The 23,681-nt window shown below is 65.4% G+C and carries 21 protein-coding genes; 10 read left to right on the top strand and 11 right to left on the bottom strand.

Annotation, left to right across the window (positions count from 1 at the left end):
* Nucleotides 1–3: 3 nt before the first annotated feature.
* The gene (gene ttgA, locus NJG22_RS13575) at nt 4–1,158 is read right to left on the bottom strand and encodes a toluene efflux RND transporter periplasmic adaptor subunit TtgA (RefSeq protein WP_217853166.1); all 1,155 of its coding nucleotides are present in this window, start codon (nt 1,156–1,158) and stop codon (nt 4–6) included.
* A 258-nt stretch (nt 1,159–1,416) separates the two neighbouring features.
* On the opposite strand from ttgA, the gene NJG22_RS13570 reads away from it, so the two are divergent.
* Nucleotides 1,417–2,049 carry a TetR family transcriptional regulator gene (locus tag NJG22_RS13570; protein WP_253095164.1) on the top strand — a complete coding sequence of 211 codons (633 nt, stop codon included), beginning with the start codon at nt 1,417–1,419 and terminating at the stop codon, nt 2,047–2,049.
* Between the two features lie 144 nt (nt 2,050–2,193).
* Here the strand turns inward: NJG22_RS13570 and NJG22_RS13565 are convergent, their stop codons facing one another.
* Nucleotides 2,194–3,630, bottom strand: a complete 1,437-nt coding sequence (locus tag NJG22_RS13565; RefSeq protein WP_253095162.1) for an MDR family MFS transporter — start codon at nt 3,628–3,630, stop codon at nt 2,194–2,196.
* A gap of 370 nt (nt 3,631–4,000) precedes the next feature.
* Between NJG22_RS13565 and NJG22_RS13560 the strand changes: the two genes are divergently transcribed.
* On the top strand, nt 4,001–4,870 hold the full coding sequence (locus NJG22_RS13560) for an oxaloacetate decarboxylase (protein ID WP_253095160.1): 870 nt from the start codon (nt 4,001–4,003) through the stop codon (nt 4,868–4,870).
* Nucleotides 4,871–5,193: 323 nt separating this feature from the next.
* On the opposite strand, the gene NJG22_RS13555 is transcribed toward NJG22_RS13560, so the two are convergent.
* Nucleotides 5,194–6,105 (bottom strand): LysR family transcriptional regulator, encoded by a 912-nt coding sequence (locus tag NJG22_RS13555; protein ID WP_253095158.1) that lies wholly within the window; start codon nt 6,103–6,105, stop codon nt 5,194–5,196.
* A 105-nt stretch (nt 6,106–6,210) separates the two neighbouring features.
* On the opposite strand from NJG22_RS13555, the gene NJG22_RS13550 reads away from it, so the two are divergent.
* Nucleotides 6,211–7,086, top strand: coding sequence for an MBL fold metallo-hydrolase (locus NJG22_RS13550; protein WP_253095156.1), 876 nt, complete (start codon nt 6,211–6,213; stop codon nt 7,084–7,086).
* A 29-nt stretch (nt 7,087–7,115) separates the two neighbouring features.
* Nucleotides 7,116–7,730 (top strand): NAD(P)-dependent oxidoreductase, encoded by a 615-nt coding sequence (locus tag NJG22_RS13545; protein ID WP_253095155.1) that lies wholly within the window; start codon nt 7,116–7,118, stop codon nt 7,728–7,730.
* 146 nt (nt 7,731–7,876) lie between these two features.
* Here NJG22_RS13545 and NJG22_RS13540 read toward each other — a convergent pair whose 3' ends face one another.
* Nucleotides 7,877–8,746, bottom strand: a complete 870-nt coding sequence (locus tag NJG22_RS13540; RefSeq protein ID WP_253095153.1) for a LysR substrate-binding domain-containing protein — start codon at nt 8,744–8,746, stop codon at nt 7,877–7,879.
* A 112-nt stretch (nt 8,747–8,858) separates the two neighbouring features.
* On the opposite strand from NJG22_RS13540, the gene NJG22_RS13535 reads away from it, so the two are divergent.
* The gene (locus tag NJG22_RS13535; protein WP_253095151.1) at nt 8,859–10,496 is read left to right on the top strand and encodes a 5-guanidino-2-oxopentanoate decarboxylase; all 1,638 of its coding nucleotides are present in this window, start codon (nt 8,859–8,861) and stop codon (nt 10,494–10,496) included.
* 3 nt (nt 10,497–10,499) lie between these two features.
* Here NJG22_RS13535 and NJG22_RS13530 read toward each other — a convergent pair whose 3' ends face one another.
* Nucleotides 10,500–11,420, bottom strand: coding sequence for an AraC family transcriptional regulator (locus NJG22_RS13530; RefSeq protein ID WP_253095150.1), 921 nt, complete (start codon nt 11,418–11,420; stop codon nt 10,500–10,502).
* Nucleotides 11,421–11,616: 196 nt separating this feature from the next.
* Here NJG22_RS13530 and NJG22_RS13525 point away from each other — a divergent pair, with 196 nt between their 5' ends.
* Complete coding sequence (locus NJG22_RS13525) at nt 11,617–11,910, top strand: antibiotic biosynthesis monooxygenase family protein (protein WP_253095148.1); 294 nt, start codon at nt 11,617–11,619, stop codon at nt 11,908–11,910.
* Nucleotides 11,911–11,952: 42 nt separating this feature from the next.
* On the top strand, nt 11,953–12,186 hold the full coding sequence (locus tag NJG22_RS13520) for a hypothetical protein (RefSeq protein ID WP_253095147.1): 234 nt from the start codon (nt 11,953–11,955) through the stop codon (nt 12,184–12,186).
* Here the strand turns inward: NJG22_RS13520 and NJG22_RS13515 are convergent, their stop codons facing one another.
* Nucleotides 12,187–12,792: a flavin reductase family protein gene (locus NJG22_RS13515; protein ID WP_253095146.1), complete on the bottom strand. Its 606-nt coding sequence runs from the start codon at nt 12,790–12,792 to the stop codon at nt 12,187–12,189.
* Between the two features lie 119 nt (nt 12,793–12,911).
* Nucleotides 12,912–13,160, bottom strand: a complete 249-nt coding sequence (locus NJG22_RS13510; protein WP_253095145.1) for a heme utilization protein — start codon at nt 13,158–13,160, stop codon at nt 12,912–12,914.
* A gap of 340 nt (nt 13,161–13,500) precedes the next feature.
* On the opposite strand from NJG22_RS13510, the gene NJG22_RS13505 reads away from it, so the two are divergent.
* Nucleotides 13,501–14,247, top strand: coding sequence for a hypothetical protein (locus NJG22_RS13505; RefSeq protein ID WP_253095144.1), 747 nt, complete (start codon nt 13,501–13,503; stop codon nt 14,245–14,247).
* A gap of 63 nt (nt 14,248–14,310) precedes the next feature.
* Here NJG22_RS13505 and NJG22_RS13500 read toward each other — a convergent pair whose 3' ends face one another.
* The 4 genes from NJG22_RS13500 to bglX all read right to left on the bottom strand — a co-directional run bounded on the left by NJG22_RS13500 (nt 14,311) and on the right by bglX (nt 21,406).
* Nucleotides 14,311–15,630 (bottom strand): MFS transporter, encoded by a 1,320-nt coding sequence (locus tag NJG22_RS13500; RefSeq protein ID WP_253095143.1) that lies wholly within the window; start codon nt 15,628–15,630, stop codon nt 14,311–14,313.
* A gap of 283 nt (nt 15,631–15,913) precedes the next feature.
* The gene (locus tag NJG22_RS13495; RefSeq protein WP_253095142.1) at nt 15,914–17,245 is read right to left on the bottom strand and encodes a sigma-54 dependent transcriptional regulator; all 1,332 of its coding nucleotides are present in this window, start codon (nt 17,243–17,245) and stop codon (nt 15,914–15,916) included.
* Nucleotides 17,239–18,996, bottom strand: coding sequence for an ATP-binding protein (locus NJG22_RS13490; protein WP_253095141.1), 1,758 nt, complete (start codon nt 18,994–18,996; stop codon nt 17,239–17,241). Before NJG22_RS13490 ends, NJG22_RS13495 begins: the two co-directional genes overlap by 7 nt.
* A 118-nt stretch (nt 18,997–19,114) precedes the next feature.
* The gene (gene bglX, locus NJG22_RS13485) at nt 19,115–21,406 is read right to left on the bottom strand and encodes a beta-glucosidase BglX (RefSeq protein WP_253095138.1); all 2,292 of its coding nucleotides are present in this window, start codon (nt 21,404–21,406) and stop codon (nt 19,115–19,117) included.
* Nucleotides 21,407–21,607: 201 nt separating this feature from the next.
* Between bglX and NJG22_RS13480 the strand changes: the two genes are divergently transcribed.
* Together NJG22_RS13480 and NJG22_RS13475 are read left to right on the top strand one after the other, a co-directional pair.
* Nucleotides 21,608–22,216 carry a hypothetical protein gene (locus tag NJG22_RS13480; RefSeq protein WP_253095136.1) on the top strand — a complete coding sequence of 203 codons (609 nt, stop codon included), beginning with the start codon at nt 21,608–21,610 and terminating at the stop codon, nt 22,214–22,216.
* Nucleotides 22,217–22,313: 97 nt separating this feature from the next.
* Nucleotides 22,314–23,534, top strand: coding sequence for an SAM-dependent methyltransferase (locus NJG22_RS13475; RefSeq protein ID WP_253095135.1), 1,221 nt, complete (start codon nt 22,314–22,316; stop codon nt 23,532–23,534).
* The last annotated feature ends 147 nt before the right edge of the window (nt 23,535–23,681 follow it).

The following is a 23,681-nucleotide window of genomic DNA, read 5'->3' as shown; positions in this document are numbered from 1 at the left end:
GGTTTACTCCGCTTTGGCGTCTGCTTTCGCCGCGCTGGCCTGATCGGGGCTGCCCGGTTTCTTGACGTTGGTGGCTTCGCTGACCTTGACTTCGACCCCAGGGCGCACGAACTGCAGCCCTTCGGTGATCAGGCGGTCGCCCGGGTTCAGGCCTTCCTCGATCAGCCAGTCGCTGCCCAGGGTACGGTTGGCCTTGAGCTGGCGCAGTTCGACCTTGTTTTCCTGGTTGACCACCAGTGCGGTCGGCGCGCCCTTGAGGTCGCGGGTCACGCCCTGTTGCGGGGCCAGGATGGCGTTGGCATTGACCCCGGCCTTGAGCCGCGCATGCACGAACATGCCGGGCAGCAGGGTGTGGTCGGGGTTGGGGAAGATTGCGCGCAGGGTCACCGAGCCGGTGGTCTCGTCGACCGCGACCTCGGAGAACTCCAGGCGGCCCTGCTGCTTGAACAGGCTGCCATCCTCCAGCACCAGCTGCACCTGGGCGGCGTTGTCGCCGGCCTTCTGCAACTGGCCGCTTTCCAGGTCACGGCGCAGCTTGAGCAGCTCGGCGGTGGACTGGGTAACGTCGACGTAGATCGGGTCGAGCTGCTGGATGGTCGACATGGCGTTGGCCTGGCCGTTGCTCACCAGGGCGCCCTCGGTGAACGCGGAGCGCCCGATGCGGCCACTGATCGGCGCCAGCACCTTGGTGTAGCGCAGGTCGATCTGGGCGCTCTTGAGGGCGGCCTCGGCCTGCAATCGTTTGGCATTGGCGTCGTCGTATTCCTGCTTGGACACCGCTTGTTCGTCGATCAGCTGCTTGTAGCGTTCGGCCAGCGAGCGGGTGGCCTGCAGGTTGGCCTGGGCGTTGGCCAGGTTGGCCTCGTAGACGGCAGGGTCGATCTGGTAGAGCTGCTGCCCTTCCTTGACGTCACTGCCTTCCTTGAACAGGCGCTTGAGAATGATGCCGTTGACCTGTGGCCGTACCTCGGCCACACGGTAGGCGCTGGTGCGCCCCGGCAGTTCCGAGGTGAGGGTGAAGGCTTGCGGCTGCACGGTGACGACGCCGACCTGAGGAGCCTGTGGCGCGGGCGCTGCTTCTTCTTTCTTGCAGCCACTGAGCAGGGTTGCCAAAGCCACGGCGGAAACCAGGGCGGATAAGGCTGGCTTGAATTGCATGAGGATCCTCGGGTCGCAGGAGCAGGGGAGCTCAAGAATATAAAGGAAGAGTCTTGTCAGAAAAACGCTATCGGGTGGATAAATAGCTTGCTAAGGAATATACTTACATTCATGGTTGTTTGTAAATACCGCAGGTGTGTCGTGAGTGACCACCGCGGATCGCTCACATTTACCCGGGTGAGGCCCTGAAAGAGGCGACCCCCGGCCTGATTCCCGCCCGCCACGTGCTCGCGCGGGGCCTGATGAGGTTGTACTGCCATGGTCCGTCGAACCAAAGAGGAAGCCCAGGAAACCCGCGCCCAGATCATCGAGGCGGCGGAAAGGGCCTTCTACAAGCGCGGTGTCGCGCGTACCACCCTGGCCGATATCGCCGAGCTCGCGGGGGTGACCCGCGGGGCGATCTACTGGCACTTCAGCAACAAGGCCGACCTGGTGCAGGCGCTGCTCGACAGCCTGCACGAGACCCATGACCACCTGGCCCGAGCCAGTGAAAGCGAGGATGAACTCGACCCGCTTGGGTGCATGCGCAAGCTCCTGCTGCAAGTGTTCAACGAGCTGGTGCTCGATGCCCGGACCCGGCGTATCAATGAAATCCTGCACCACAAGTGCGAATTTACCGACGACATGTGCGAGATTCGCCAGCAGCGCCGGGGCGCGGTGCTCGATTGCCACGAAGGCATCGCCCTGACCATGGGCAATGCCGTGCGCCGTGGCCAGTTGCCGGCCGACCTGGACACCGACCGGGCGGCCGTGGCGATCTTCGCCTATGTCGATGGCCTGATCGGGCGCTGGTTGCTGCTGCCGGAAAGCTTCGACCTGCTGGGCGATGTCGAGAAATGGGTCGACACCGGGCTGGACATGCTGCGCTTGAGCCCCGGCTTGCGCAAATGACAGTTTGTGAAGGATTGTGAGGAAGTGTTTCCCCCATTCATTAAGCGAACATTACGCCTGACCCTGTAGGAGCCAGCCTTGCTGGCGAAGCGATCTCAAGGGTGTTTCGCCAGCAAGGCGGGCTCCTACAGGGTTTATGGGGGCCTAATGGCCACGCAGTTGCCGGTCTGGCAATGCCAGGGCCGCGAGCAGGCCAATCAGCGAGGCACCCGCGCTCGCCAGCAACAGATACCTGAACGTTTCCAGCAGCCGGGCCTGGGTCGCCGGATCCGCTTTACCAGCCTTGAGGCTGCCCAGCATCTCGAATCCACCTTGATGAAGCAGCGCCAATAACAGGCTGGACATGCACGCCACGCCCATCGCCCCGCCCAGCGAGCGGAACAGGTTGGTGGTGCTGGTGGCCACGCCGATGTCCTTCATGTCCACCGCGTTCTGCGTGCCCACCAGGGAAGTCGGGAACTGCAACCCGCAGGCAATTCCGGTCAGCAACATGAACAGCGCGCTTAACAGGCCGGATTGCGGTGGGGTCAGGGCCATGGCGGCGATGGTCACTTGCATCAGGAGGGCGCCGGCCAGGATCTGCGGTTTGTAGCGCCCGGTACGGCTGGTCATGCGGCCGCCGGTGAAGGCGCCAATCGGTAAACCCATGGCCAGGGGTAACAGGTGCAACGCCGCGATGTCGGCACCGGCGCCGGTGATGCTCTGATAGCGCAGCGGCATCAGCATGGCCAGCGAAATCGACTGGAAGCTGGCGGAGAAGATCACGCACCAGCACAGCACCGCGACCCGGTTGCCGAACAGCGCCATTGGCAACAGCGGTTCGGCGCAGCGTCGCTCGTGGGCCACGAATACCAGCAACCCGAGCAGCGCACAGCCCAGCAACACCCCTACCTGCGTCGACAACCAGGCATGGCCCTGGCCGACCAGGGTGATGCCCAGCAGCAGGCTGCCCAGGCCGATGATCATCAGTAGCGCGCCCAGGTAGTCCACCTGCGCCTCGCGCCGTTGCACCACCAGCCCGTCCAGCGCCTGGTGGATCACCCACAGGGCGACCAGGCCCAGGGGCAGGTTGACCCAGAACACCCAGCGCCAGGACAGGTATTCGGTCAGCCAGCCGCCCAGCACCGGCCCGGCGACGCTGGCCAGGGCGTACATGCTGCTGAAATAGCCCTGGTAACGGCCGCGCTCGCGGGGGGGAACGTAGTCGCCGATGATCGCCTGGCTCACCGAGACCATGCCGCCGGCACCGATGCCCTGGAGCACCCGGGCCAGCACCAGTTGCGGCATGTCCTGGGCCAGGGCGCAGGCGATCGAGGCCAGGGTGAACAGCGCGGTACCGGTGAGGATCATGCGCCGCCGGCCATACAGGTCGCCAAGCTTGCCGTAGATCGGCACGGCGATGGTCATGGCCACCAGGTAGCCGGAAATCACCCAGGCCAGCAGGCCGACATCGTCGAACTGCGCGGAAATTGCCGGCATGGACACGGCGACGATGGTCTGGTCGAGGGCGCCGAGGAAGATCGCCAACATCAGGGCGGTCAGGACACGGCGCAAAACGGTGGGGGGCAGGGCGGCGGTCACTGGGGGTCCTTGTTGTCATCGCAGGTGACGTGGAGGCGGGCTTCAGCGTTGAGGATTGTACCCTGAGTTAGATAGCTTCCTATGTACTAAATGCATCCCCTATGCAAGATCGGCATTGGCGCATTCATCCAGCGCTGCTTGGCCCCGTGCTATCGTGCCGGGGCCGCAGAGGCTGAAATCCGGGGGCTGCACCAGCTTGGTGCAACTATTTGCCACAAGGTTTCGCGTCGCTGTATGTCCACACCTTCTATTCCTCTGCCTGCATGTCGAGCATGACCGCCCTGATGGCGACGGTTGGAACAGTCAGGTAGACCCGAACCAGGGGTCGGTTGTCAGCCGTTCAACATTTTTTATTACCAGCGGAGTGATCATGCCCAAGGCTTCCCACCACGATCTGCGTTTTGCCTTCCGCGAACTGCTCGCGTCCGGTTCGTGCTATCACACCGCGTCGGTCTTCGACCCTATGTCCGCGCGTATCGCTGCCGACCTGGGCTTTGAAGTCGGCATCCTCGGCGGCTCGGTCGCTTCGTTGCAGGTGCTGGCCGCGCCGGACTTCGCCTTGATCACCCTGAGCGAGTTCGTCGAGCAGGCCACCCGCATCGGCCGTGTCGCCCAATTGCCGGTGCTGGCCGACGCCGACCACGGCTATGGCAATGCGCTCAACGTGATGCGCACGGTGATCGAGCTGGAGCGCGCCGGCGTCGCTGCGCTGACCATCGAGGACACCCTGCTGCCAGCGCAATTCGGGCGCAAGTCCACCGACCTGATCTCGGTCGAGGAGGGCGTCGGCAAGATTCGCGCGGCGCTGGAGGCGCGGGTCGACTCGGCGCTGGCGATCATCGCCCGAACCAATGCCGGCGTACTGACCACCGAGGAGATCATCGTCCGTACCCAGAGCTACCAGAAGGCCGGTGCCGATGGCATTTGCATGGTAGGGGTGAAGGATTTCGAGCAGTTGGAGCAGATCAGCGAGCACCTGAACGTGCCGCTGATGCTGGTCACCTACGCCAACCCCAACCTGCGCGACGACGAGCGCCTGGCGCGCCTGGGTGTGCGCATCGTGGTCGACGGCCATGCCGCCTACTTCGCCGCGATCAAGGCCACCTACGACTGCCTGCGTTTGCAGCGCGGCCAGCAGAACAAGTCTGAAAACCTCAGCGCCACCGAGCTGTCGCACACCTACACCCAACCTGAGGATTACATCCGCTGGGCCAAGGAGTACATGAGCGTCGAGGAGTGATCGGCCTCTCCCGCGATGCCTGACCATCCCGCCTGGGCGCCGGCTTGCCGGCGAACACCGGCGCAGCCGGTGCCATCCACCGCGTCGCTTGCTTCGCCAGCAAGCTGGCTCCTACGGGCATTGCAGGTCGCAGACAGTGTAGGAGCCGGCTTGCCGGCGAACACCGGCGCAGCCGGTGCCATCCAGCACGTCGCTTGCTTCGCCAGCAAGCTGGCTCCTACGGGCATTGCAGGTCGCAGACAGCGTAGGAGCCGGCTTGCCGGCGAACACCGGCGCAGCCGGTGCCATCCAACACGTCGCTTGCTTCGCCAGCACGCTGGCTCCTACAGACCGAGTCCCTGGTCCCAGGCGGGTTCGTTAGCGAACCGCTGCGCGAGAAAGTCCAGCATGCTGCGCAAGGTCGCCGGCATGTGCTTGCGCGAGGTGTACACCGCGTTGAGCGTCAGCTCCCGCGGCTTGGCCTCGGGCAGCAGGCGTACCAGCTCGCCGCTGCGCAGCGCCGCCGCGGCCTGGTAGGTCGGCAGCATGGCAATGCCGGCGCTGGCCAGCGCGGCCTTTTGCAGGGTCATGGCCTCGTTGGCGCTGATATTGCCCTGCACCGGCACGGCGATGGGCTGCCCATCCACCTCGAAATGCCACAGGCCGTGACCGAAATAGGCATGGGTCAGGCAGTTGTGCTGGCTCAACGCCTCGACCCGCTCCGGCGTGCCGTGCTCGCGCAGGTAGGCGGGGCTGGCGCAAATCACCGAACGGCAAACGCTCAGGCGCCGGGCGATCAGGTTGGGGTCGATGTCGTTGCTGGTGCGGATGGCCAAATCGATGCGCTCTTCCACCAGGTTGACGGTGCGGTCGAGCATCTGCAGCTCGACCTTTACTCCGGGATAGCGCTTTACATAGGCGGCCACGGCGTCCACCAACTGCGCCTGGCCGAACGAGGTGCTGACGCTGATGCGCAGCTCGCCGCGGGGCGCGGCATCGGGTTGGCGCACGGCGCTTTGCAGGTCGCCGGCCAGCTCCAGCATCTGTCGGCAGCGCGGCAGGGTTTCCTGGCCGGCGGCGGTCAGGCTGAGCTTGCGCGTGGTGCGCTGCATCAGGCGCGCGCCAACCCAGTCCTCCAGTTCGGCCAGGTAGCGTGAGATCACGGGCCTGGAAAGTGCCAGGTGATCGGCCGCGGCCGACTGGCTGCCGAGTTCGACGACAGTGACGAAGACGCGCATGGCGTTGAGACGGTCCATGATTTGCCCGCTTTCAGAAACAAACTATGTTGCAGCATCGCATTTTTTGTATTGGTTCGGGCAACTAAGCTGTGTGTCATCTTTCCCGCACACAGGATTGCCCCAATGTCGCTCTTCACCCCGCTGCGTGGCCTGCTGCTGGCCTGCGTTACCCTGGCGGGCCAGGCCATGGCCGCCGAACCGCTCAAGCTCGAAGTCTACAACCCTGGCCACGAGGCGATCTTCCCGGTCAGCTCGGTGATCGTCAGTGGCGCCCATGATGCCATCCTGGTCGATGCCCAGTTCGGCAAGGCCCAGGCCGAGCAGGTGGTCGAACGCCTGCGCGCCAGTGGCAAGCAACTGACCACCATCTATGTCAGCCATGGCGACCCGGACTACTACTTTGGCCTGGACACCGTCACCCAGGCCTTCCCCAAGGCCCGGGTGGTCGCCTCGGCCGCCACCGTGGCGCACATTCGCCAGACCATGGACGCCAAGCTGGCCTACTGGGGCCCGCAGATGGGCGCCGACAAGCCGGCCAAACTGGTGGTTCCGCAGGTGCTCGTCGGCAATCGCCTGGAGCTTGAAGGCCAGGCCCTGGAGGTCGTGGGGCTGGATGGCCCGCAGCCGGACCGCAGCTTCGTCTGGATCCCTTCGATCAAGGCTGTGGTCGGTGGCGTGGTGGTTGCCGAGCACATCCACGTGTGGATGGCCGACACCCAGAGCGTGCAATCCCATGCCGACTGGCTGGGCACCCTGGACAAGATCGAGCAACTAAAGCCGCGCATCGTGGTACCGGGCCATTACCTGGGCGACAGCAGCCGTTCGCTGGCCGCCGTGCGCTTCACCGCGGGCTACATTGGTGATTTCGATGCCGAGGCTGCCAAGGCTGCCAATGCCGACGCGCTGATCGCGGCGATGAAAAAGCGCTACCCGGGCCTGGCCGACGAAAGCTCACTGGAGCTGGGCGCCAAGGTCGCCAAGGGCGAGATGAAGTGGTAACCCCCTTTCAACCTGTTGGAGTGTTTCCCATGAGCAAGATCGCAATCATCGGCGCCACCGGGCGTGCTGGCAGCCAGTTGCTGGAAGAGGCCCTGCGCCGCGGGCACAGTGTGGTCGCCATCGCCCGCGACCCTTCCTCGTTGCAAGGCCGCGCGGGGGTGACGGCCAAGGCCCTGGATGCCAAGGACAGCGCCGCCTTGCAGGCGGCGGTCAGTGGCTGCGACGCGGTGCTCAGCGCGGCGCATTTCGCCACGATCGAGCCTCAGGCGATCATCGCGCCGGTCAAGGCGGCCGGGGTCAAGCGCCTGCTGGTGGTCGGTGGCGCCGGCAGCCTGTTGCTGCCGTCCGGGCAGCGGGTGATCGACAGCCCGGACTTCCCCGAGGCCTACAAGGCCGAGGCCAGTGCCGGTGTGGGCTTTCTCGAGGCGTTGCGCCAGGAGGCCGAGCTGGACTGGACCTTCCTGTCACCGTCGGCGGAGTTCGTCGAAGGGGGGCGCACGGGGCACTACACCCTGGGCAAGGATCACCTGCTGATCGGGGCCGATGGTCGTAGCTGGATCAGCTTTGCCGACTACGCCATCGCGATGCTCGACGAGCTGGAGCAACCGGCGCACGCGCGCGCGCGCTTCACCGTCGGCTACTGACCGCTCCCCGTAGCCAGCTTGCTGGCGAACCAGGCTATGCGGTGCCTGGCAGCGGCCAGGCCGGTGTTCGCCGGCAAGCCGGCTCATACAGGTTTGCCCCCGTAGGCGTTAGCTGGCGAACAGACGCTGGTGCGATGCCATGTCCGTTACAAGGGCTGCGCTTGCCGGGCAAGCCAAGCCATCAGTTCGGCGAGTCCGCTCGGCAGGGTTTTCGAAGGGCTCACCAGGTAATAGCTCTTGCCCGTCGCCACTTTCAGCTCGAACGGCATGATCAGCCGGCCGGCACGCAGGTCGTCGCCGATCAGCGCAAAGTCGCCAATGGCGATTCCCGTCCCTTGTGCAGCCATGGCCATCGCCATGTCCAGCGTCTCGAAATGCTGTTTCGGCCCTTGCGGTTCGAACCCGGCTTTGGCCGCCTGCATCCACAACCGCCAGTCATGTTCGTCACGCGACGGGTGCAACAGCATCTGCCGCGCCAGGTCGGGCAATTGCAGCGGGCGGTTGCACAGCGTTGGCGCGCAGACCGGCGTCAGTTGCTCGTCGAACAGCTTGCGCACCTGCAGCCCATGATTGGGCGCGGCGCCATACACCACGGCGGCATCGAAGCCTTCACGGCGAAAGTCCACGCCGTGCTGCACCGTGGTGGTCAGCTCCACCGGCACGTCCGGGCGCAGCGCCTGCCACTCCATCAGCCGTGGCAGCAGCCAGCGCATCACGCAGGTCGGGGCCTTCACTTGCAAGGTGGTGCTGCGCCCACCCACCTCGCGTACCCCCTGTTCGATCAAGGCAAACACCTGCTGCACCCGCGGCAGCCAGTCCTGGCCTTCGCGGGTCAGCGCCAGGCCGCGGGCCTGGCGCTGGAACAGCGCATAGCCCAGGTGTTCCTCGAGCCCGGCGATCTGCCGGCTGACCGCGCCCTGGGTGATGTGCAACTGCTGCGCGGCACGGGTGAAGTTGCAGTGCTGGGCGGTGATCAGGAAGGTATGCAGGGCGGGCAAGGGCGGCAAGCGTTTCATTCAACTAAGCCATGACTTAAAGACATGGCTATTATGTGTTTTTTTGCATTGTGGCGGTAGCGCGCAGTTGCTTCCATAAGCACCGATTTCAACAAGAATCGGGTATTCGATAATGGCAACCTGTGGCGAAGTGCTGGTCAAACTCCTCGAAGGCTATGGTGTCGACCATGTCTTCGGTATTCCTGGCGTGCATACCGTCGAGCTGTACCGTGGCCTGGCGGCCTCGTCGGTCCGCCATGTCACGCCGCGCCACGAACAGGGCGCCGGGTTCATGGCCGACGGCTACGCGCGCACCCGTGGCAAGCCCGGGGTGTGCTTCATCATCACCGGGCCGGGGATGACCAATATCACCACGGCCATGGGCCAGGCCTATGCCGACTCGATCCCGATGCTGGTGATCTCCAGCGTTCAGTCCCGCAGCCAGCTTGGCGGTGGTCGCGGCAAGCTGCATGAGCTGCCTGACCAGTGCGCCCTGGTGGCCGGTGTGGCGGCTTTCTCGCAAACCTTGATGAGCGCCGACGATCTGCCTCAGGTGCTGGCCCGCGCTTTTGCCGTGTTCGAAGGGGCCCGGCCACGGCCGGTGCACATCGAGATCCCGCTGGACGTACTGGTCGAGCCGGCCGACCACCTGCTGGCCACGCGCCCGGTGCGCACAGCCCGCGCCGGAGCTGCGCCCCTGGCGGTGCAGCAGATGGCCGCGCGCCTGGCCAAGGCCCAGCGGCCGTTGCTGCTGGCCGGTGGCGGGGCCTTGGCCGGCGGCCCGGCGTTGGCCCGCCTGGCCGAGTACCTGCAGGCACCCGTGGCGCTGACCATCAATGCCAAGGGCTTGCTGCCGGCGAATCATCCGTTGCAGATCGGTTCGACCCAGACCTTGCCGGCCACCCGGGCGCTGGTGGCCGAGGCCGATGTGGTGCTGGCGATCGGCACTGAGCTGGCCGAGACCGACTATGACGTGACCTTCAAAGGGGGCTTCGAGATCCCCGGCAGCTTGCTGCGCATCGACATCGACCCCGACCAGACCGTGCGCAACTACCTGCCCGAGCTGGCCCTGGTGGCGGATGCCGAGCAGGCGCTCGAGGCGTTGCTGGTAGCCTTGCCGCTGCAAGGGCAGCCGCCTCGCGATGCCCGTTGGGGCGCTGCGCGGGCCGCCCGCCTGCGCGCCGACAACGCCGCGACCTGGGACCAACCGACCCGGAGCCAGACGCGCCTGCTCACCAGCATCCTGGCGGCATTGCCGGATGCCATCCTGGTGGGGGATTCGACCCAGCCGGTGTACACCGGCAACCTGACCCTGGATATGACCCGGCCACGGCGCTGGTTCAACGCCTCGACCGGCTACGGCACCCTCGGCTACGCCTTGCCGGCGGCCATGGGCGCCTGGCTGGGCAGTGCCGAGATAGCGGCCGAGCGGCTGCCTGCGGTGTGCCTGATTGGTGACGGCGGCTTGCAGTTCACCCTGCCGGAGCTGGCCAGCGCCGTGGAGGCACAGGTGCCGCTGATCGTGCTGCTGTGGAACAACCAGGGGTATGAGGAAATCAAGAAGTACATGGTCAACCGGGCGATCGAGCCGGTCGGAGTGGACATACATGCCCCGGATTTCATCGGCGTGGCTCGGGCCTTGGGAGCCGCGGCCGAGGATGTCGCGGATGTGGCGCAGTTGCAGGCGGCGCTGGGGCGGGCGGTGGAGCGCCGGGGGCCGACGTTGATCCAGGTGGATCAACGCCAGTGGCAGGCAGCGGTGCAGGGGTAGTTATCAGCCGGCGTGCGCGCGCAGCCTGGCCACGTCGCGAATTGGCGGGGCGCCATAGAGGCGGCTGTACTCGCGGCTGAACTGCGACGGGCTTTCATAGCCGACCCGATACCCCGCCACCGCCGCCTCCAGGCCATCGTTGAGCATCAGCCGCCGCGCCTCCTGCAGGCGCAACTGCTTCTGGTACTGCAAGGGGCTCATCGAGGTCACCGCCTTGAAGCGATGATGCAAGGTCGAGGTGCTGAGGTTGACCTCGCGGGCCAGATCCTCGATGCGCAGCGGCTGCTGGTAGTGCTGGTTGAGCCAGGCGATGGCCTGGGACACCCGGTGGGTCTGGCTGTTGGCCAGGGCGATCTCGTACAGGCGGTGGCCCTGGGGGCCACGCAGCAGGCGGTAGAAGATCTCGCGACGGATCAAGGGGGCGAGGATCGCAATGTCGCGCGGCGAGTCCAGCAACTGGACCAGGCGGATCAGCGCATCGAGCAACTGTGGGTCGGTCTTTTCCACGTACAAGCCGCGCCCGGAGGGGCGATTGGGCACCACCATCGGGCTGCTTTCGGCAATCAACTGGCTCAGTTGCGCCGGGTCGATATCCAGGCGCAGCGCCAGGGCCGGTTGCTCCGGGCTGGCCTTGAGCAGCGCCCCGCTGATCGGCAGGGTCACCGACACCACCATGTAGTGCAACGGATCGTAGGCGTAATGCTCATCGCCCAGGATCAGCGTCTTGCTGCCCTGGGCCAGGATGCACAGCGCCGGTTGGGCCAGGGCGGGCATGCCGCGAATGTCTTCCTGGTAGCACGTGAGGTACAGGTCGTCGATGGCCGAGGCCGGGCCATGGGGTTCGCCAGCGTGGCGCTGGATCAGCGTGGCCAGCGCCTGGCGCTGGGGTTCCAGGGTTGGGTCGAAGGGCAGGGACAGGGTCATGTTGGCTTCCTCTATTCCTGCGCAGCATAGGTTTGGGCAATGCCCGGCGCTAGTCGAAAGCTGCACGGCGATTGCCTGATCCTGCCGTGCGGCAGAATCAGGCAATCGCCGTGCAGTAATGGCCTAACGTCGCGCGCGGGGCGGCGCCTAACCTTGGCAGCCTGTTTTCGCCCCCCTAGTGTCAAGGAGATCGTTCATGACCCAGCAGCAACCGGTCACACACCTGGCTTTGATCCGTGCCAGCAACGGTCGTTCGGCGGAACTTGGCATGCGCCTGCGCGACCTGCTCGAGCCCTCGCTGCGCGCGCCAGGCTGCCTGAGTTTCAGTGTGCAACGCTCGCAAGTCGACGCCGACTTGTGGCTACTCAGTGGCAGCTGGCGTGACCAGCAGGCGATGAGTGGTTATTTTGCCTCGCCGACCCTGGAGGTGTTTGGCCAGCTGGTGCAGGCGCAGGTGGTCAGCAGCCTCGACCTTCACACCTTCGCTTAATGTGTAGAATGCCGCCCCTCGATCAATCAGGCGGAGTGCAGCATGGCACGTAAGGAATTTCCCCACTTCGAAGCGGTTTCGGCGATGGTCCCGGTGCAAGGCGGCGGCTACAACGCCGCAATCGCCGTCAAGGCCCTGCACCTGGGCGGCGCGCCGCGCTTTCACAAGGTCCTCGACGGGCAAGTGTTCAACAGCGCACTGGCGGCCGACGAGGCCGCCTGTGCCGAGCTCGAACGCTTGCAGGGCGTCGGCGAGGACGGTGAGTTGATCTTCTGATCAGGCTTGCGGGCGGGCCATCTTGAACAGCTCGCCCAGGGCGAAGTAGTCCGCCGGGCCACCACCACGCAGGATCGGCTCGGCAGCGGCGGTGTCGTAGATGCCGTCCTTGAGCAGGTGCTGGGCAATATGCACGGCCACCACTTCGCCGAGGATCAGCCAACTGGGCACCAGGGCCTGGTCGGCGCGCTTGAGCTGGACGATCTGGCTCACCTTGCATTCGAAGCTCACCGGGCTTTCGCCCACCCGCGGCACGCCGACCACCCGCGAAGCGCTCGGGGTCAGGCCGCTGAGGGTGAACTCGTCGACATCCGCGGCCACTGCCGCGCAGCTCTGGTTCATCTGTTCGGCCAGCGGGCGGGTGGCCAGGTTCCAGACGAACTCACCGGTCTGCTCGATGTTGTTCAGGCTGTCTTTGCGCCCGACGCTACAGAAACCGACGATCGGCGGAATGTAGTTGAAGGCATTGAAGAAGCTGTAGGGCGCCAGGTTCAGGCGGCCTTCGCGGTCGTGGCTGGAGATCCAGCCGATGGGGCGGGGACCGACGATGGCGTTGAATGGATCATGGGGCAGGCCGTGGCCTTTCGCGGGTTCGTAGTAGTACATCTGTGCAAGGCCCAGAGGCCCTTCCTGGTGGGGGACAAGGCGCCTAGTGTGCCAAGCCTTGGCCCGGCTGGAAATGCTCAAGCCCGGCAGGTGCCGGGCTGGGTACACGCCTTGGGCTATCAGCTGAAGCGGTGGGCGTTGGTGCGCTCGAAGCCGTTCTCGGCAAAGCGCTGGGCCTGGGTGCGGTCGAAGCCGTCTTCGGCGAAGCGCTGGCCGTTGGTGCGGTCGAAGCCATCTTCGGCGTAGTTCACCGCTTGGCTTTGCGTGGTGGCGAAACTGTGGGCGTTGGTACGGTCGAAGCCATCTTCGGCGAAGGCGCCGGTAGCCAGGATCGAAAGGGCCAGGGTGAGGATCAGTTTGTTTTTCATGGTCGTTGCTCCAGTGGATGCGGTGGGTTGTTGTGGCTGTGGAATCAATGCTACTCCTATAAAATTGATTAAAAAGCGCAATAATTTGCGAATAACAATCAGTTTATTAGATGTTGCGCCCGTGATTATTTCCTCCCTTGTGAGGACTGACAGGCAGCGCAACTGAACTGGCGGAGTAGATCGGCTACAGGTTCATAGCATCCGCGCCGGCCATTAATGGGCAATTAACGCTCGCAACCACTCGTCGCGCTCGATCAACGCATTTTTCATGCACGGCCAACCGATTTTTCAGCCTTGGCTGTTCACCATCGCCGCACCCAAACCCTGGAGCGGCACAACGATGAACAAACTCCCGCACATCACCCTGGCCTTCTGGGTCATGAAGATCTGCGCAACCACCCTCGGCGAGACGGCCGGCGACCTGCTGTCGATGACCTTGAACATCGGCTACGCCATGAGTTCGCTGCTGTTGATCAGCGTGTTTGTGCTGACGCTGGTCACCCAGCTCTACTCGCGCCGCTATCACCCGATGCTGTACTGGCTGGTGATCCTGTCCACCAGCACCGCCGGCACCACGATGTCCGACTTCATGGACCGCACCTTGGGCCTGGGCTACGCCACGGGCTCGGCGTTGCTGATCGGCATTCTGCTGCTGACCTTCGTCCTGTGGCGCCTGAGCGGCAACCCGCTGGACGTCAACCGCATCCGCAACCGGGGCGGCGAGTTGTTCTACTGGGTGGCGATCCTGTTCTCCAACACCCTGGGCACCGCGTTGGGTGATTACCTGGCGGATGACTCGGGGCTGGGCTTTGCCGGCGGCGCGCTGCTGATCGGCGCGGCCATCGCCGTGGTGGCCGGCGCCCGTTACTGGACCAGAATCTCCGGCGTGGTGCTGTTCTGGATCGCCTTCGTCCTGACCCGCCCGTTCGGCGCCACGCTGGGTGACGTGCTGACCAAGTCGCAGGAAAAAGGCGGGCTGGACTTCGGCACCATCGGTTCGTCGGCGGTGCTCGGTGGGGTGCTGTTGGTGCTGGTGGTGATGGCCACCCAGCGACGTGAGCCGCAGCGCGTGGCTGAGAGGTCTTGAGGAGAAGCAACAAGGGGCGCCTCGTCATCCGGGGCGCCCCTTTTCATGTGCCGCGAACCAGGATCAGTCAGTGGTGATCCGCGAGTGTTGCTTGGTGTCCTTCATGGTCGCGTACACCAGCAACGAGCAGGCGATGCAGCCGGTAACGTACCAGTAGAAACCGGTCTCCATGCCGTTGCTCTTGAACCACAGGGCCACGTATTCGGCGGTGCCACCGAAGATCGACACGGTCAGCGCATAGGGCAGGCCGACGCCCAGGGCGCGGATCTCGGTGGGGAACAACTCGGCTTTGACCACCGCGTTGATCGAGGTGTAGCCGCTGACGATGATCAGCGCCGCCATGATCAGGAAGAACGCGCCCCACCAGGTCTGGATGGTGTGCAGGGTGCTGAGGATCGGTACGGTGAACAGGGTGCCCAGCACGCCGAAGGCGATCAGGATCGGGCGCCGGCCGATCTTGTCGGACAGGCCGCCGATCACCGGCTGCAGGCACATGAACAGGAACAGCGTGGTCGCCGAGATGGTGGTCGAGTCGCTGATGCTCATGCCCACGGTGTTGACCAGGTACTTCTGCATGTAGGTGGTGTAGGTGTAGAAGGCCAGGGTGCCGCCCATGGTCAGGCCGACCACGGTCAGCAGCTCCTTGGGGTGGCGCATCAGGGTGCGCATCAGGCTTTCCTTGGACTTCTCCTTCTTGGTGAAGGAGGCGGTCTCTTCCATGCCGCGACGCAGGTACAGGGCAACCACCGCGCACAGCGCACCGATCACGAACGGCACGCGCCAGCCCCAGGCGTAGAGCTCTTCGGTGGTCAGCACGTTCTGCAGGATGATCAGCACCGCCAAGGCGATGAGCTGGCCGGAGATCAGCGTCACGTATTGGAAGCTGGAGAAGAAACCACGGCGTTCCTTGCTGGCCATCTCGCTGAGGTAGGTGGCCGAGGTGCCGTATTCACCGCCCACCGACAGTCCCTGCAGCAGACGGGCGACTACCAGCAGGACCGGCGCGGCGACGCCAATGGTTTCGTAGCCAGGGGTCAGGGCGATGACCAGGGAGCCGGCGCACATCAGCAGTACCGAGGCCATCAGCGCCGCCTTGCGGCCCTTGCGGTCGGCATACAGGCCCATCAGCCAGCCACCGATCGGGCGCATGAGGAAGCCCACGGCGAAGATCGCGGCGGTGTTGAGCAGTTGCGCGGTGGTGTCGCCAGCCGGGAAGAAGGCCTTGGCGAAGTACAGCGAGAATGCGGCGTAGACGTACCAGTCGTACCATTCGACCATGTTGCCGATGGAACCACTGAAGATCGATTTGAGGCGGCTGGCGGTGGATTTTTCCGCGGCGGGCGCAACGGCCGCCCCGGTGGGCAGAGTGCTGGCGTTATCCATCAGGGGATACCTTCTCGTTGTTTTTGTGGAGCGCGCCTGAGCGCAGCTTGAGAAGGGGTTTGCAGAAGCTGTGCCAAATGGGTGCGTGATGATCCGTTCGGGGGCATTCAAGGCCTTTGCTGGCAACGCCGGCACCTACGCAAGCTGCACGAATCCTGGCACGACAGCGATTGTTGCAGGCGCCGGCCTTGCCGGCGAAAGGCTACAGCGCAGCCCCGGCACTACCCGCCAAATAGGCAAAATCCCGCTCACTCACCCCTTCGAATAGGCGGAATTCCGCTTATCATTCGCCAAGAAAATCCTCGCGCACCAGCCCATGTCGCTGCATTTTCTCGTTCAGCGTGCGCCGGGGCAGTTGCAGCGCTAGCATCACCGCCTTGATCTCCCCCTGGTGCTGGCGCAGCGCGGCACGCAGGCACTGGGCCTCGAAGGCCTCCATCTGCCCGGCCAGCGAGTGTGTCTCGGGCGCGGCGGCCAAGCTTGGCGCATCCAGCCCCAGGGCATGGCGTTCGGCGGCATTGGCCAGTTCACGCACATTGCCGGGCCAGTCATGGGCCAGCAGTTGCGCCAGCTGCGCGCCGCTTACCGACGGGGCGTTGCGCCCCAGGCGTTCGGCGCTGGCACGGGCGAAGTGCTCGAACAGCAGCGGGATATCCTCACGCCGTTCGCGCAGCGGCGCCAGGCGCAGCTCGGCGACATTCAGGCGGTAGGCCAGGTCCTCGCGGAAGCGTCCGGCACGGGCCTCCTGCAGCAGGTCGGGCTTGGTCGCGGCGATGATTCGCAGGTCCACCTCGATGCTCTGGTTGGCCCCCAGGCGCTCGAGCTTGTGCTCCTGGATCACCCGCAGCAACTTGGCCTGCTGGGCCAGCGGCATGCTTTCGATCTCGTCGAGGAACAGCGTGCCGCCGTTGGCGTACTCCAGTTTGCCAATGCGCTTGCCCTGGGCGCCGGTGAAGGCACCGCTTTCATGGCCGAACAGTTCGGCTTCGAACAGGCTCTCGGGGATCGCCGCGCAGTTGAGAGCGACGAACGGCTTGTCGGCGCGCGGGCCGAAGTCGTGCAGGCAGCGGGCCACCCGCTCCTTGCCGCTGCCGGTCTCACCACGGATCAATACGTTGACCGGCAGGCTGGCCAGCTCGAGCACCTGGCGGCGCAACTGCTGCAAGCCCTGGGACATGCCCAGCAAGGTGCTCTCCAGCTGTGCCTTGAGATCGGCCTGTTCGTGCAGGCGGCGGTTCTCCAGCACCAGCTGGCGTTTTTCCAGGGCGCGGCCCAGACTGCCCATCAGGTGCTGCGGGGTGAAGGGCTTTTCCAGGAAATCGTAGGCGCCGTTGCGCATGGCCTCCACCGCCATCGGCACGTCGCCATGGCCGGTGAGCAGGATCACCGGCAGGTCGGGGTCCAGCTGGCGCAGGCGTTCGAGCAGTTGCATCCCCGACAGGCCAGGCATGCGCACATCGCTGAGCACCACCCCGGGAAAATCGCGCGGCAGCTGGGCCAGGCAGTCTTCGCCACGGGCGAACAGCTGCACGCTGAAGCCCGACAGGCTCAGCCACTGCTCCACCGCGGTGCGGATGCTGGCTTCGTCGTCGACGACGATCACTGAATTCAACATACAGGCTCCAGGTCGCGGGGCAGGGTCAGGCTGAAGCGCGCGCCGCCCGGCAGGTTGTCGACCTGCAGGGCGCCGCCGGCATCGACCACGATGCCATAGGAGATCGCCAGGCCCAGCCCCAGGCCTTCACCGACCGGCTTGGTGGTGAAGAACGGGTCGAAGACCTTGGCCAGGTCGGCCTCGACAATGCCGCCGCCAGAGTCGAGCACGCTCAGGCGCCACAGTTCGGCGTCGGCCTCGATACGGATTTCCAGACGTTTGTAACGCTTGTCGGCCATGGCGTCGAGGGCGTTGCGCAGCAGGTTGATCAGCACTTGCTCCAGGCGGATCGCGTCGCCGCGCACCCAGGCCGGGCGCGCCAGGTACAGGGCCACCTCGACGCCCTCGGCGCGGATGCGCGCGTCGAGCAGGTGCAGGGCCTGGTCAACCACCGTGGCCAGGTCCATGCGTTCGCGCAGGCCGCCAGGGCTGTTGCGCGCGAAGGTCTTCAGGTGGCCGGTGAGCGCGGCCATGCGCGTGAGCATTTGCTCCAGTGGTTCCAAGGCCTGGCGGGCCTGTTCGTAGCGGCCATGGTCGAGCAGCAGGCGCAGGGTTTCCAGCTGCATGCGCTGGGTGGTCAGCGGCTGGTTGATCTCGTGGGCCAGGGCGGCCGACATCTGCCCGAGCGCCGCCAGCTTGGCCGATTGCACCAGGCCTTCCTGGGCGGTGCGCAGCTCGCGGGTGCGCTCCTCGACCAGGCCCTTGAGCTGCTCGCGGCTGCGCTGGCGCAGGCGGGCCAGGCGCAAGCGCTGGCTGACGAACAGCGCGGCGAACACCAGGGTCAGCCAGACCGCGGCGGCGGCCAGCGCGGCGTTGCGCCCGTCCTCGGCCACCTGGGGCTTGCGCAGCAGGTGCAAGGTCCAGCCCTCGGCTTCCAGTGGCAGGCTTTCCCAGAGGTAGTCGGCGCTGCCATCGGGGCCTTGCACGCGGGTCAGGTGGCTGTTGTCGGCGAAGCGGGTCAACGCCTGGTGCTGCAGCGGCACCAGCGGCTGCTTGTCGTACTGGCGGGTTTCGGCCAGTTCAGCGCGGTCGATGCCGCTGAGCGGCTGCAGTTCGCGATAACGCCAGCCGTCCTGGTTGGCGATGAAGGTGATGCCGCGGGCGTCGCTGACCAGCAGGATATCGTTGCCCTGGCGCCATTCGCGTTCAAGCTCGGGGAATTCCAGCTTGACCACCATGGCGCCGAGGAAGCGGCCGTGTTCGTCGTTCACCGCGCTGGCCAGGAAGTAGCCCGGCACGCCGCTGGTCACGCCGACCGCATAGAAGCGGCCGCTACCCTGGCTGCGGGTCTGCTTGAAATAAGGGCGGAAGCCGTAGTTGGAGCCCACGTAGGTGGTCGGCAGGCGCCAGTTGCTGGCGGCGATGGCCAGGCCGGTGCGGTCGAGCAGCTCGAGGGTCGATGAGTTGGCGGCGCCGTTGATGCGTTCGAGCTTGCGGTTCAGGGCATCCTGCACTTGCTCGGTGACGGGGCCGCGCAGGGCGTCGATCAGTTCGGGGTCCAGCGCCAGCACCGCAGGCAGGGCGCGGTAGCGCTCGATCAGGGTATGCAGGGCGTTGGCGTACAGGCCCAGTTGCTGGCTGGCCCGCCGGGCGTCGGTCTCCATGGCCTGGCGCTTGGCCTGGTGCATGGCCCAGCCGGCACTGAGGGTGGTGCCGACCAGAATCAGCAAGATGATCAGGCCCAGGCGCAGGGCGCGGAAGGATGAGGGCATGGAGCGGATCCGGGGTGTCGATTGTCTGTGCCGGCCTTACGCCGGGCAAGCCCGCTTCCACCAGCTTTACAACAGACTCGTGGAAGCGGGCTTGCCCGGCGAGGAGGCCGGGTGTGGCTTACAGCAGTTCGAAGCTCTGCTGCTGCACCGCCTCGGAGTCGAGGCCGACCTGGACATTGAACTGGCCCGGCTCGGCGACATGCTGCAGCTGGCCATTGTAGAACTTCAGGTCCTCTTCACTGATGTCGAAGGTCAAGGTTCGCGACTCGCCGGCCTTGAGCATCAGTTTCTGGAAGTTCTTCAGCTCCTTCACCGGGCGGCTCATCGACGCGCTCTGGTCCTGGATGTACAGCTGTACCACGGTTTCGCCGTCACGCTTGCCGCTGTTGTTCACCGTCACCTTGGCCTGCAGCTTGGCGCCGCGCGCCAGCTTCGTCGCCGACAGCTTGAGCCCGGACAGCTCGAACTGGGTGTAGCTCAGGCCGTAGCCGAACGGATACAGCGGGCCGTTGGGCTCCTCGAAGTACTGCGAGGTGTAGTTGCCGGGTTTGCCTGGGGTGAACGGCCGGCCGATGCGCAGGTGGTTGTAGTACATCGGGATCTGCCCGACCGAACGCGGGAAGGTGATGGCCAGGCGCCCGGACGGGTTGTAGTCGCCGAACAGCACGTCGGCGATGGCGTTGCCGCCTTCGGTGCCGCTGAACCAGGTTTCCAGGAGGGCGTCGGCCTGCTCGCGCTCCCAGGCGATCGACAGCGGGCGACCGTTCATCAGTACCAGTACCAGTGGCTTGCCGGTGGCCTTCAGCGCCTTGATCAGCTCGCGCTGCACCGCCGGGATTTCCAGGGTGGTACGGCTGGAGGACTCGTGGGACATGCCGCGGGACTCGCCGACCACGGCCACCACCACGTCGGCCTGCTGCGCGGCCTTGACCGCCTCGTCGATCAGCACCGCGGCCGGGCGCAGGTCGTTGACGATTTCCGGGGCGTCGAAGTTGAGGAAGTTCAGGTAGTCGAACATCGCCTTGTCGCCGGTGACGTTCGAGCCCTTGGCGTACAGCAGTTTGGCCTTGCCTTCGACGGCACGGCGCAGGCCCTCGCGCACGGTGACCGAGTGCTGCGGTTTGCCGTCGGCGGCCCAGCTGCCCATCATGTCGATCGGGGCGTCGGCCAGCGGGCCGACCAGGGCGATGGTGCCGGTTTTCTTCAGCGGCAGGGTCTGCTCGCGGTTCTCCAGCAGTACCAGGCCACGGCGCGCCACGTCGCGCGCGACGGCGCGGTGCAGGCGGTCCTCGGCGTAGTAGTCGTCGAGGTCGGTCTCGGCCTTGGGAATACGCACATACGGGTCCTTGAACAGGCCCATGTCGTACTTGGCGCCCAGCACTTCGCGCACCGCCTGGTCCAGCTCGCCCTGGCTGACTTCGCCGGACTTGAGCAAGCCTGGCAGCTCCTCGCCGTAGAGGGTGTCGTTCATGCTCATGTCGATACCGGCCTTGATCGCCAGCTTGGCGGCTTCGCGGCCGTCGCGGGCGACGCCATGGCGGATCAGTTCCTGGATGGCGCCGTGGTCGCTGATGGTCACGCCCTTGAAGCCCCACTCCTTGCGCAGCAAGTCGTTCATCAGCCAGGTGTTGGCGGTGGCAGGGACGCCGTTGATCGAGTTCAGCGCCACCATCACCCCGCCGGCACCGGCGTCGAGCGCGGCGCGATAAGGGGGCAGGTAGTCGTTGTACATCTTTGGCAGGCTCATATCGACCGTGTTGTAGTCGCGCCCGCCCTCCACCGCGCCGTACAGGGCGAAGTGCTTGACGATGGCCATGATGCTGTCGGCGTTGGCTGGGCTTGTGCCCTGGAACGACTTGACCATTACCTGGCCGATTCTCGAGGTCAGGTAGGTATCTTCGCCGAAGCCCTCGCTGGTGCGGCCCCAGCGCGGGTCACGGGCGATGTCGACCATCGGCGCGAAGGTCATGTCCAGGGAATCGGCTGCGGCTTCGATGGCCGAGGTGCGGCCCACCTTGGCGATGGCGTCCATGTCCCAGGACGAGGCCAGGCCCAGGCCGATCGGGAAGATGGTGCGTTCGCCGTGGAGGGTGTCGTAGGCGAAGAACATCGGGATCTTCAGGCGGCTGCGCATGGCAGCGTCCTGCATCGGCCGGTTCTCGGGGGCGGTGCGCGAGTTGAAGGTGCCGCCGATGCGGCCGGCGGCGATCTCCTCGCGGATCTTCTCGCGGGGCATCTCGGGGCCGATGCTGATCAGGCGCAACTGGCCGATCTTCTCGGCCTCGGTCATCTGGCCGACCAGGTGATCGATGAACGCCTGCTTGTCTTGCAGGGGCGGGGCGGTGGGGGCGGCCAGGGCCGCCTGACTGGCAAGGCCCATGGCCAGGCCCAGCAAAGACAGTTTCATCATCAATTCCGTTGTCGTGTGAAAGCGGTTTGCGAGACGTTTCCTACGTTCGTTGTTGTAGAGTCCGCCGGGTGTATGCCGGATCATTCGTCCATGATCCGGAGCAGTGGCGGATTATGCCTTATATAGGCCGCTTGTTGAGATACACTCTCGCCCACCCGAATGCCGGGATAACAACGATAAGAACGCTCGAGAGACGATGGCATGACCGAATACGAACAGCGCCAGATCGCCGAGGCGATCGCCCGCGCCGAGCGGCGCACCGACGCCGAGCTGGTCACGGTGCTGGCGCGCCGCGCCGACGACTTCCCCTACCTGCCTTTGCTGTGGGCCGCGTTGCTGGCCTTGCTGGTGCCGGGCCTGCTGCACCTGTGGCTGGGCGGGGTGGGCGTCAACGGCCTGTTGCTGGCGCAGCTGCTCACGTTCATCGGCCTGTGCCTGCTGTTGCGTCAGCCGCGCCTGGCACCCTGGGTGGTGCCGCCGGTATTGCGCCGACGGCGCGCCTCCGGGCTGGCCCGCCAGCAGTTTCTCGAACTCAACCTGCAGCGTACCGCCGGCGCCACCGGGGTGCTGATCTTCGTCAGTGAAGCCGAGCGGCACGTCGAGATCCTGGTCGACGAGGGCATTGCCCGGCACCTGCCCGAGCAGGCGCGGGCGTTGATCGTCGCCCGGTTTGCCGAGCAGGTGCGCCAGGGGCACACCCTCGAGGGCTTCGTCGAATGCATCGAAGCCTGCGGCGAACTGCTCAGCGGGCATGTACCGCCGACCCACGCGCGCAACGAGTTGCCCAATCGACTGGTCATCCTCGATTGACCGGCGCCCATCGCGAAACCCTTCGCGATGGGCCGTCATCGACGTAGAATGCCCGGCACTGCGCAACGCGCCCCCGCTTTCCGAGGCACCCGTTTACATGTCTTCCTCATCGACCGCCCCCGCCGCGCCGGACGCGCGTGCCCAGTTCCTGGGCCTGCTGGCCGACGCCCTGGCCGAGGGCAGCCTGGCCAAGCTGGTATTGGCCCGCCATGTCGGCACCGACCAGAGCCTGCAGCGCATCATCGGCAAACCGGTGCAGATCAAGGGCGAGCCGTGCCTGCAACTGGTCTATCGCCACCAGACCCGCGACATCACCCGCAACCTGCCGCTGCAACAGGCCCAGGCCTTGGTCGCCGAGTTGCTGCCTGCGAGCTTTCGCAACGCCCATCTGTTCATTGGCGCGGGGGAAGTGCAGCTGGAGTTCAGCAAGAAGGGCAAGCCGATGCTGCGCCGCCACCTTGGCCAACAGGCCCCGCGTGAAGCGGCGCCCGTCGCGCACGACCGCGAGAAGAAGCGCTACCTGGAACTGTCGCGGCCGTTCCTGCGCGACCTTGGGGTGACCGATGCGCAGGGTGCGTTGATCCCGTCGATGTCGCGCAAGTGGAAGCAGATCAACAAGTTCATCGAGGTATTCGACCATGCCCTGGCCGGTGCGCCGCTGGCGCCCGAACAGGTGCTGCGGGTGGCCGATTTCGGGTCGGGCAAGGGCTACCTGACCTTCGCCATGCACGATTACCTGCGCAACAGCCTGGGGCGTGCGGCACAGGTGACCGGCGTCGAACTGCGCCCGGACATGGTCCAGTTGTGCAACGCTGCCGCCGCGCGCCTGGAACACCCTGGCCTGGTGTTCGAATGCGGCGACGTGCGCAGCGTGGTGCCGGAGGCCATCGAGGTGATGATCGCCCTGCATGCCTGCGACATCGCCACCGATTACGCCATCCATACCGGTATTCGCTGCAACGCCGCGATCATCATGTGCTCGCCGTGTTGCCACAAGCAGATCCGCCCGCAGCTGCACAGCCCGGGGTTGCTGCAGCCGATGCTGCAATACGGCCTGCACCTGGGGCAACAGGCCGAGATGCTCACCGACAGCCTGCGTGCGCTGTATCTGGAGGCCTGTGGTTACGAAACCAAGGTGTTCGAGTTCATTTCCCTGGAGCACACCAACAAGAACAAGATGATTCTTGCGGTGAAGCGTCGCCAGCCCCAGGACAATGCCGCGTTGCTGGAGAAGATCACGCAGCTCAAGGCGTTCTATGGGGTGCAGGAGCATTGCCTGGAAAGCCTGCTGCGGGCGGATGGGTTGATTGCCGGGTAACGCATCTGGCTGCGCGGCTTTGCCTTTCTCTTTATAGGACCTTTCCCAAGAAGCCTCTATGGGCTGGGTGGCGGCGCAGCAGGGCCTAGGCTGGTTCGGGGGTGACGCCGGTCGGCGTCATGCTGATTGTCACTTGACAACCCTATC

Source organism: Pseudomonas sp. VA159-2, assembly GCF_024126635.1.
GTDB lineage: Bacteria > Pseudomonadota > Gammaproteobacteria > Pseudomonadales > Pseudomonadaceae > Aquipseudomonas > Aquipseudomonas muyukensis.
This window is presented reverse-complemented; position numbering and strand designations above follow the sequence as displayed.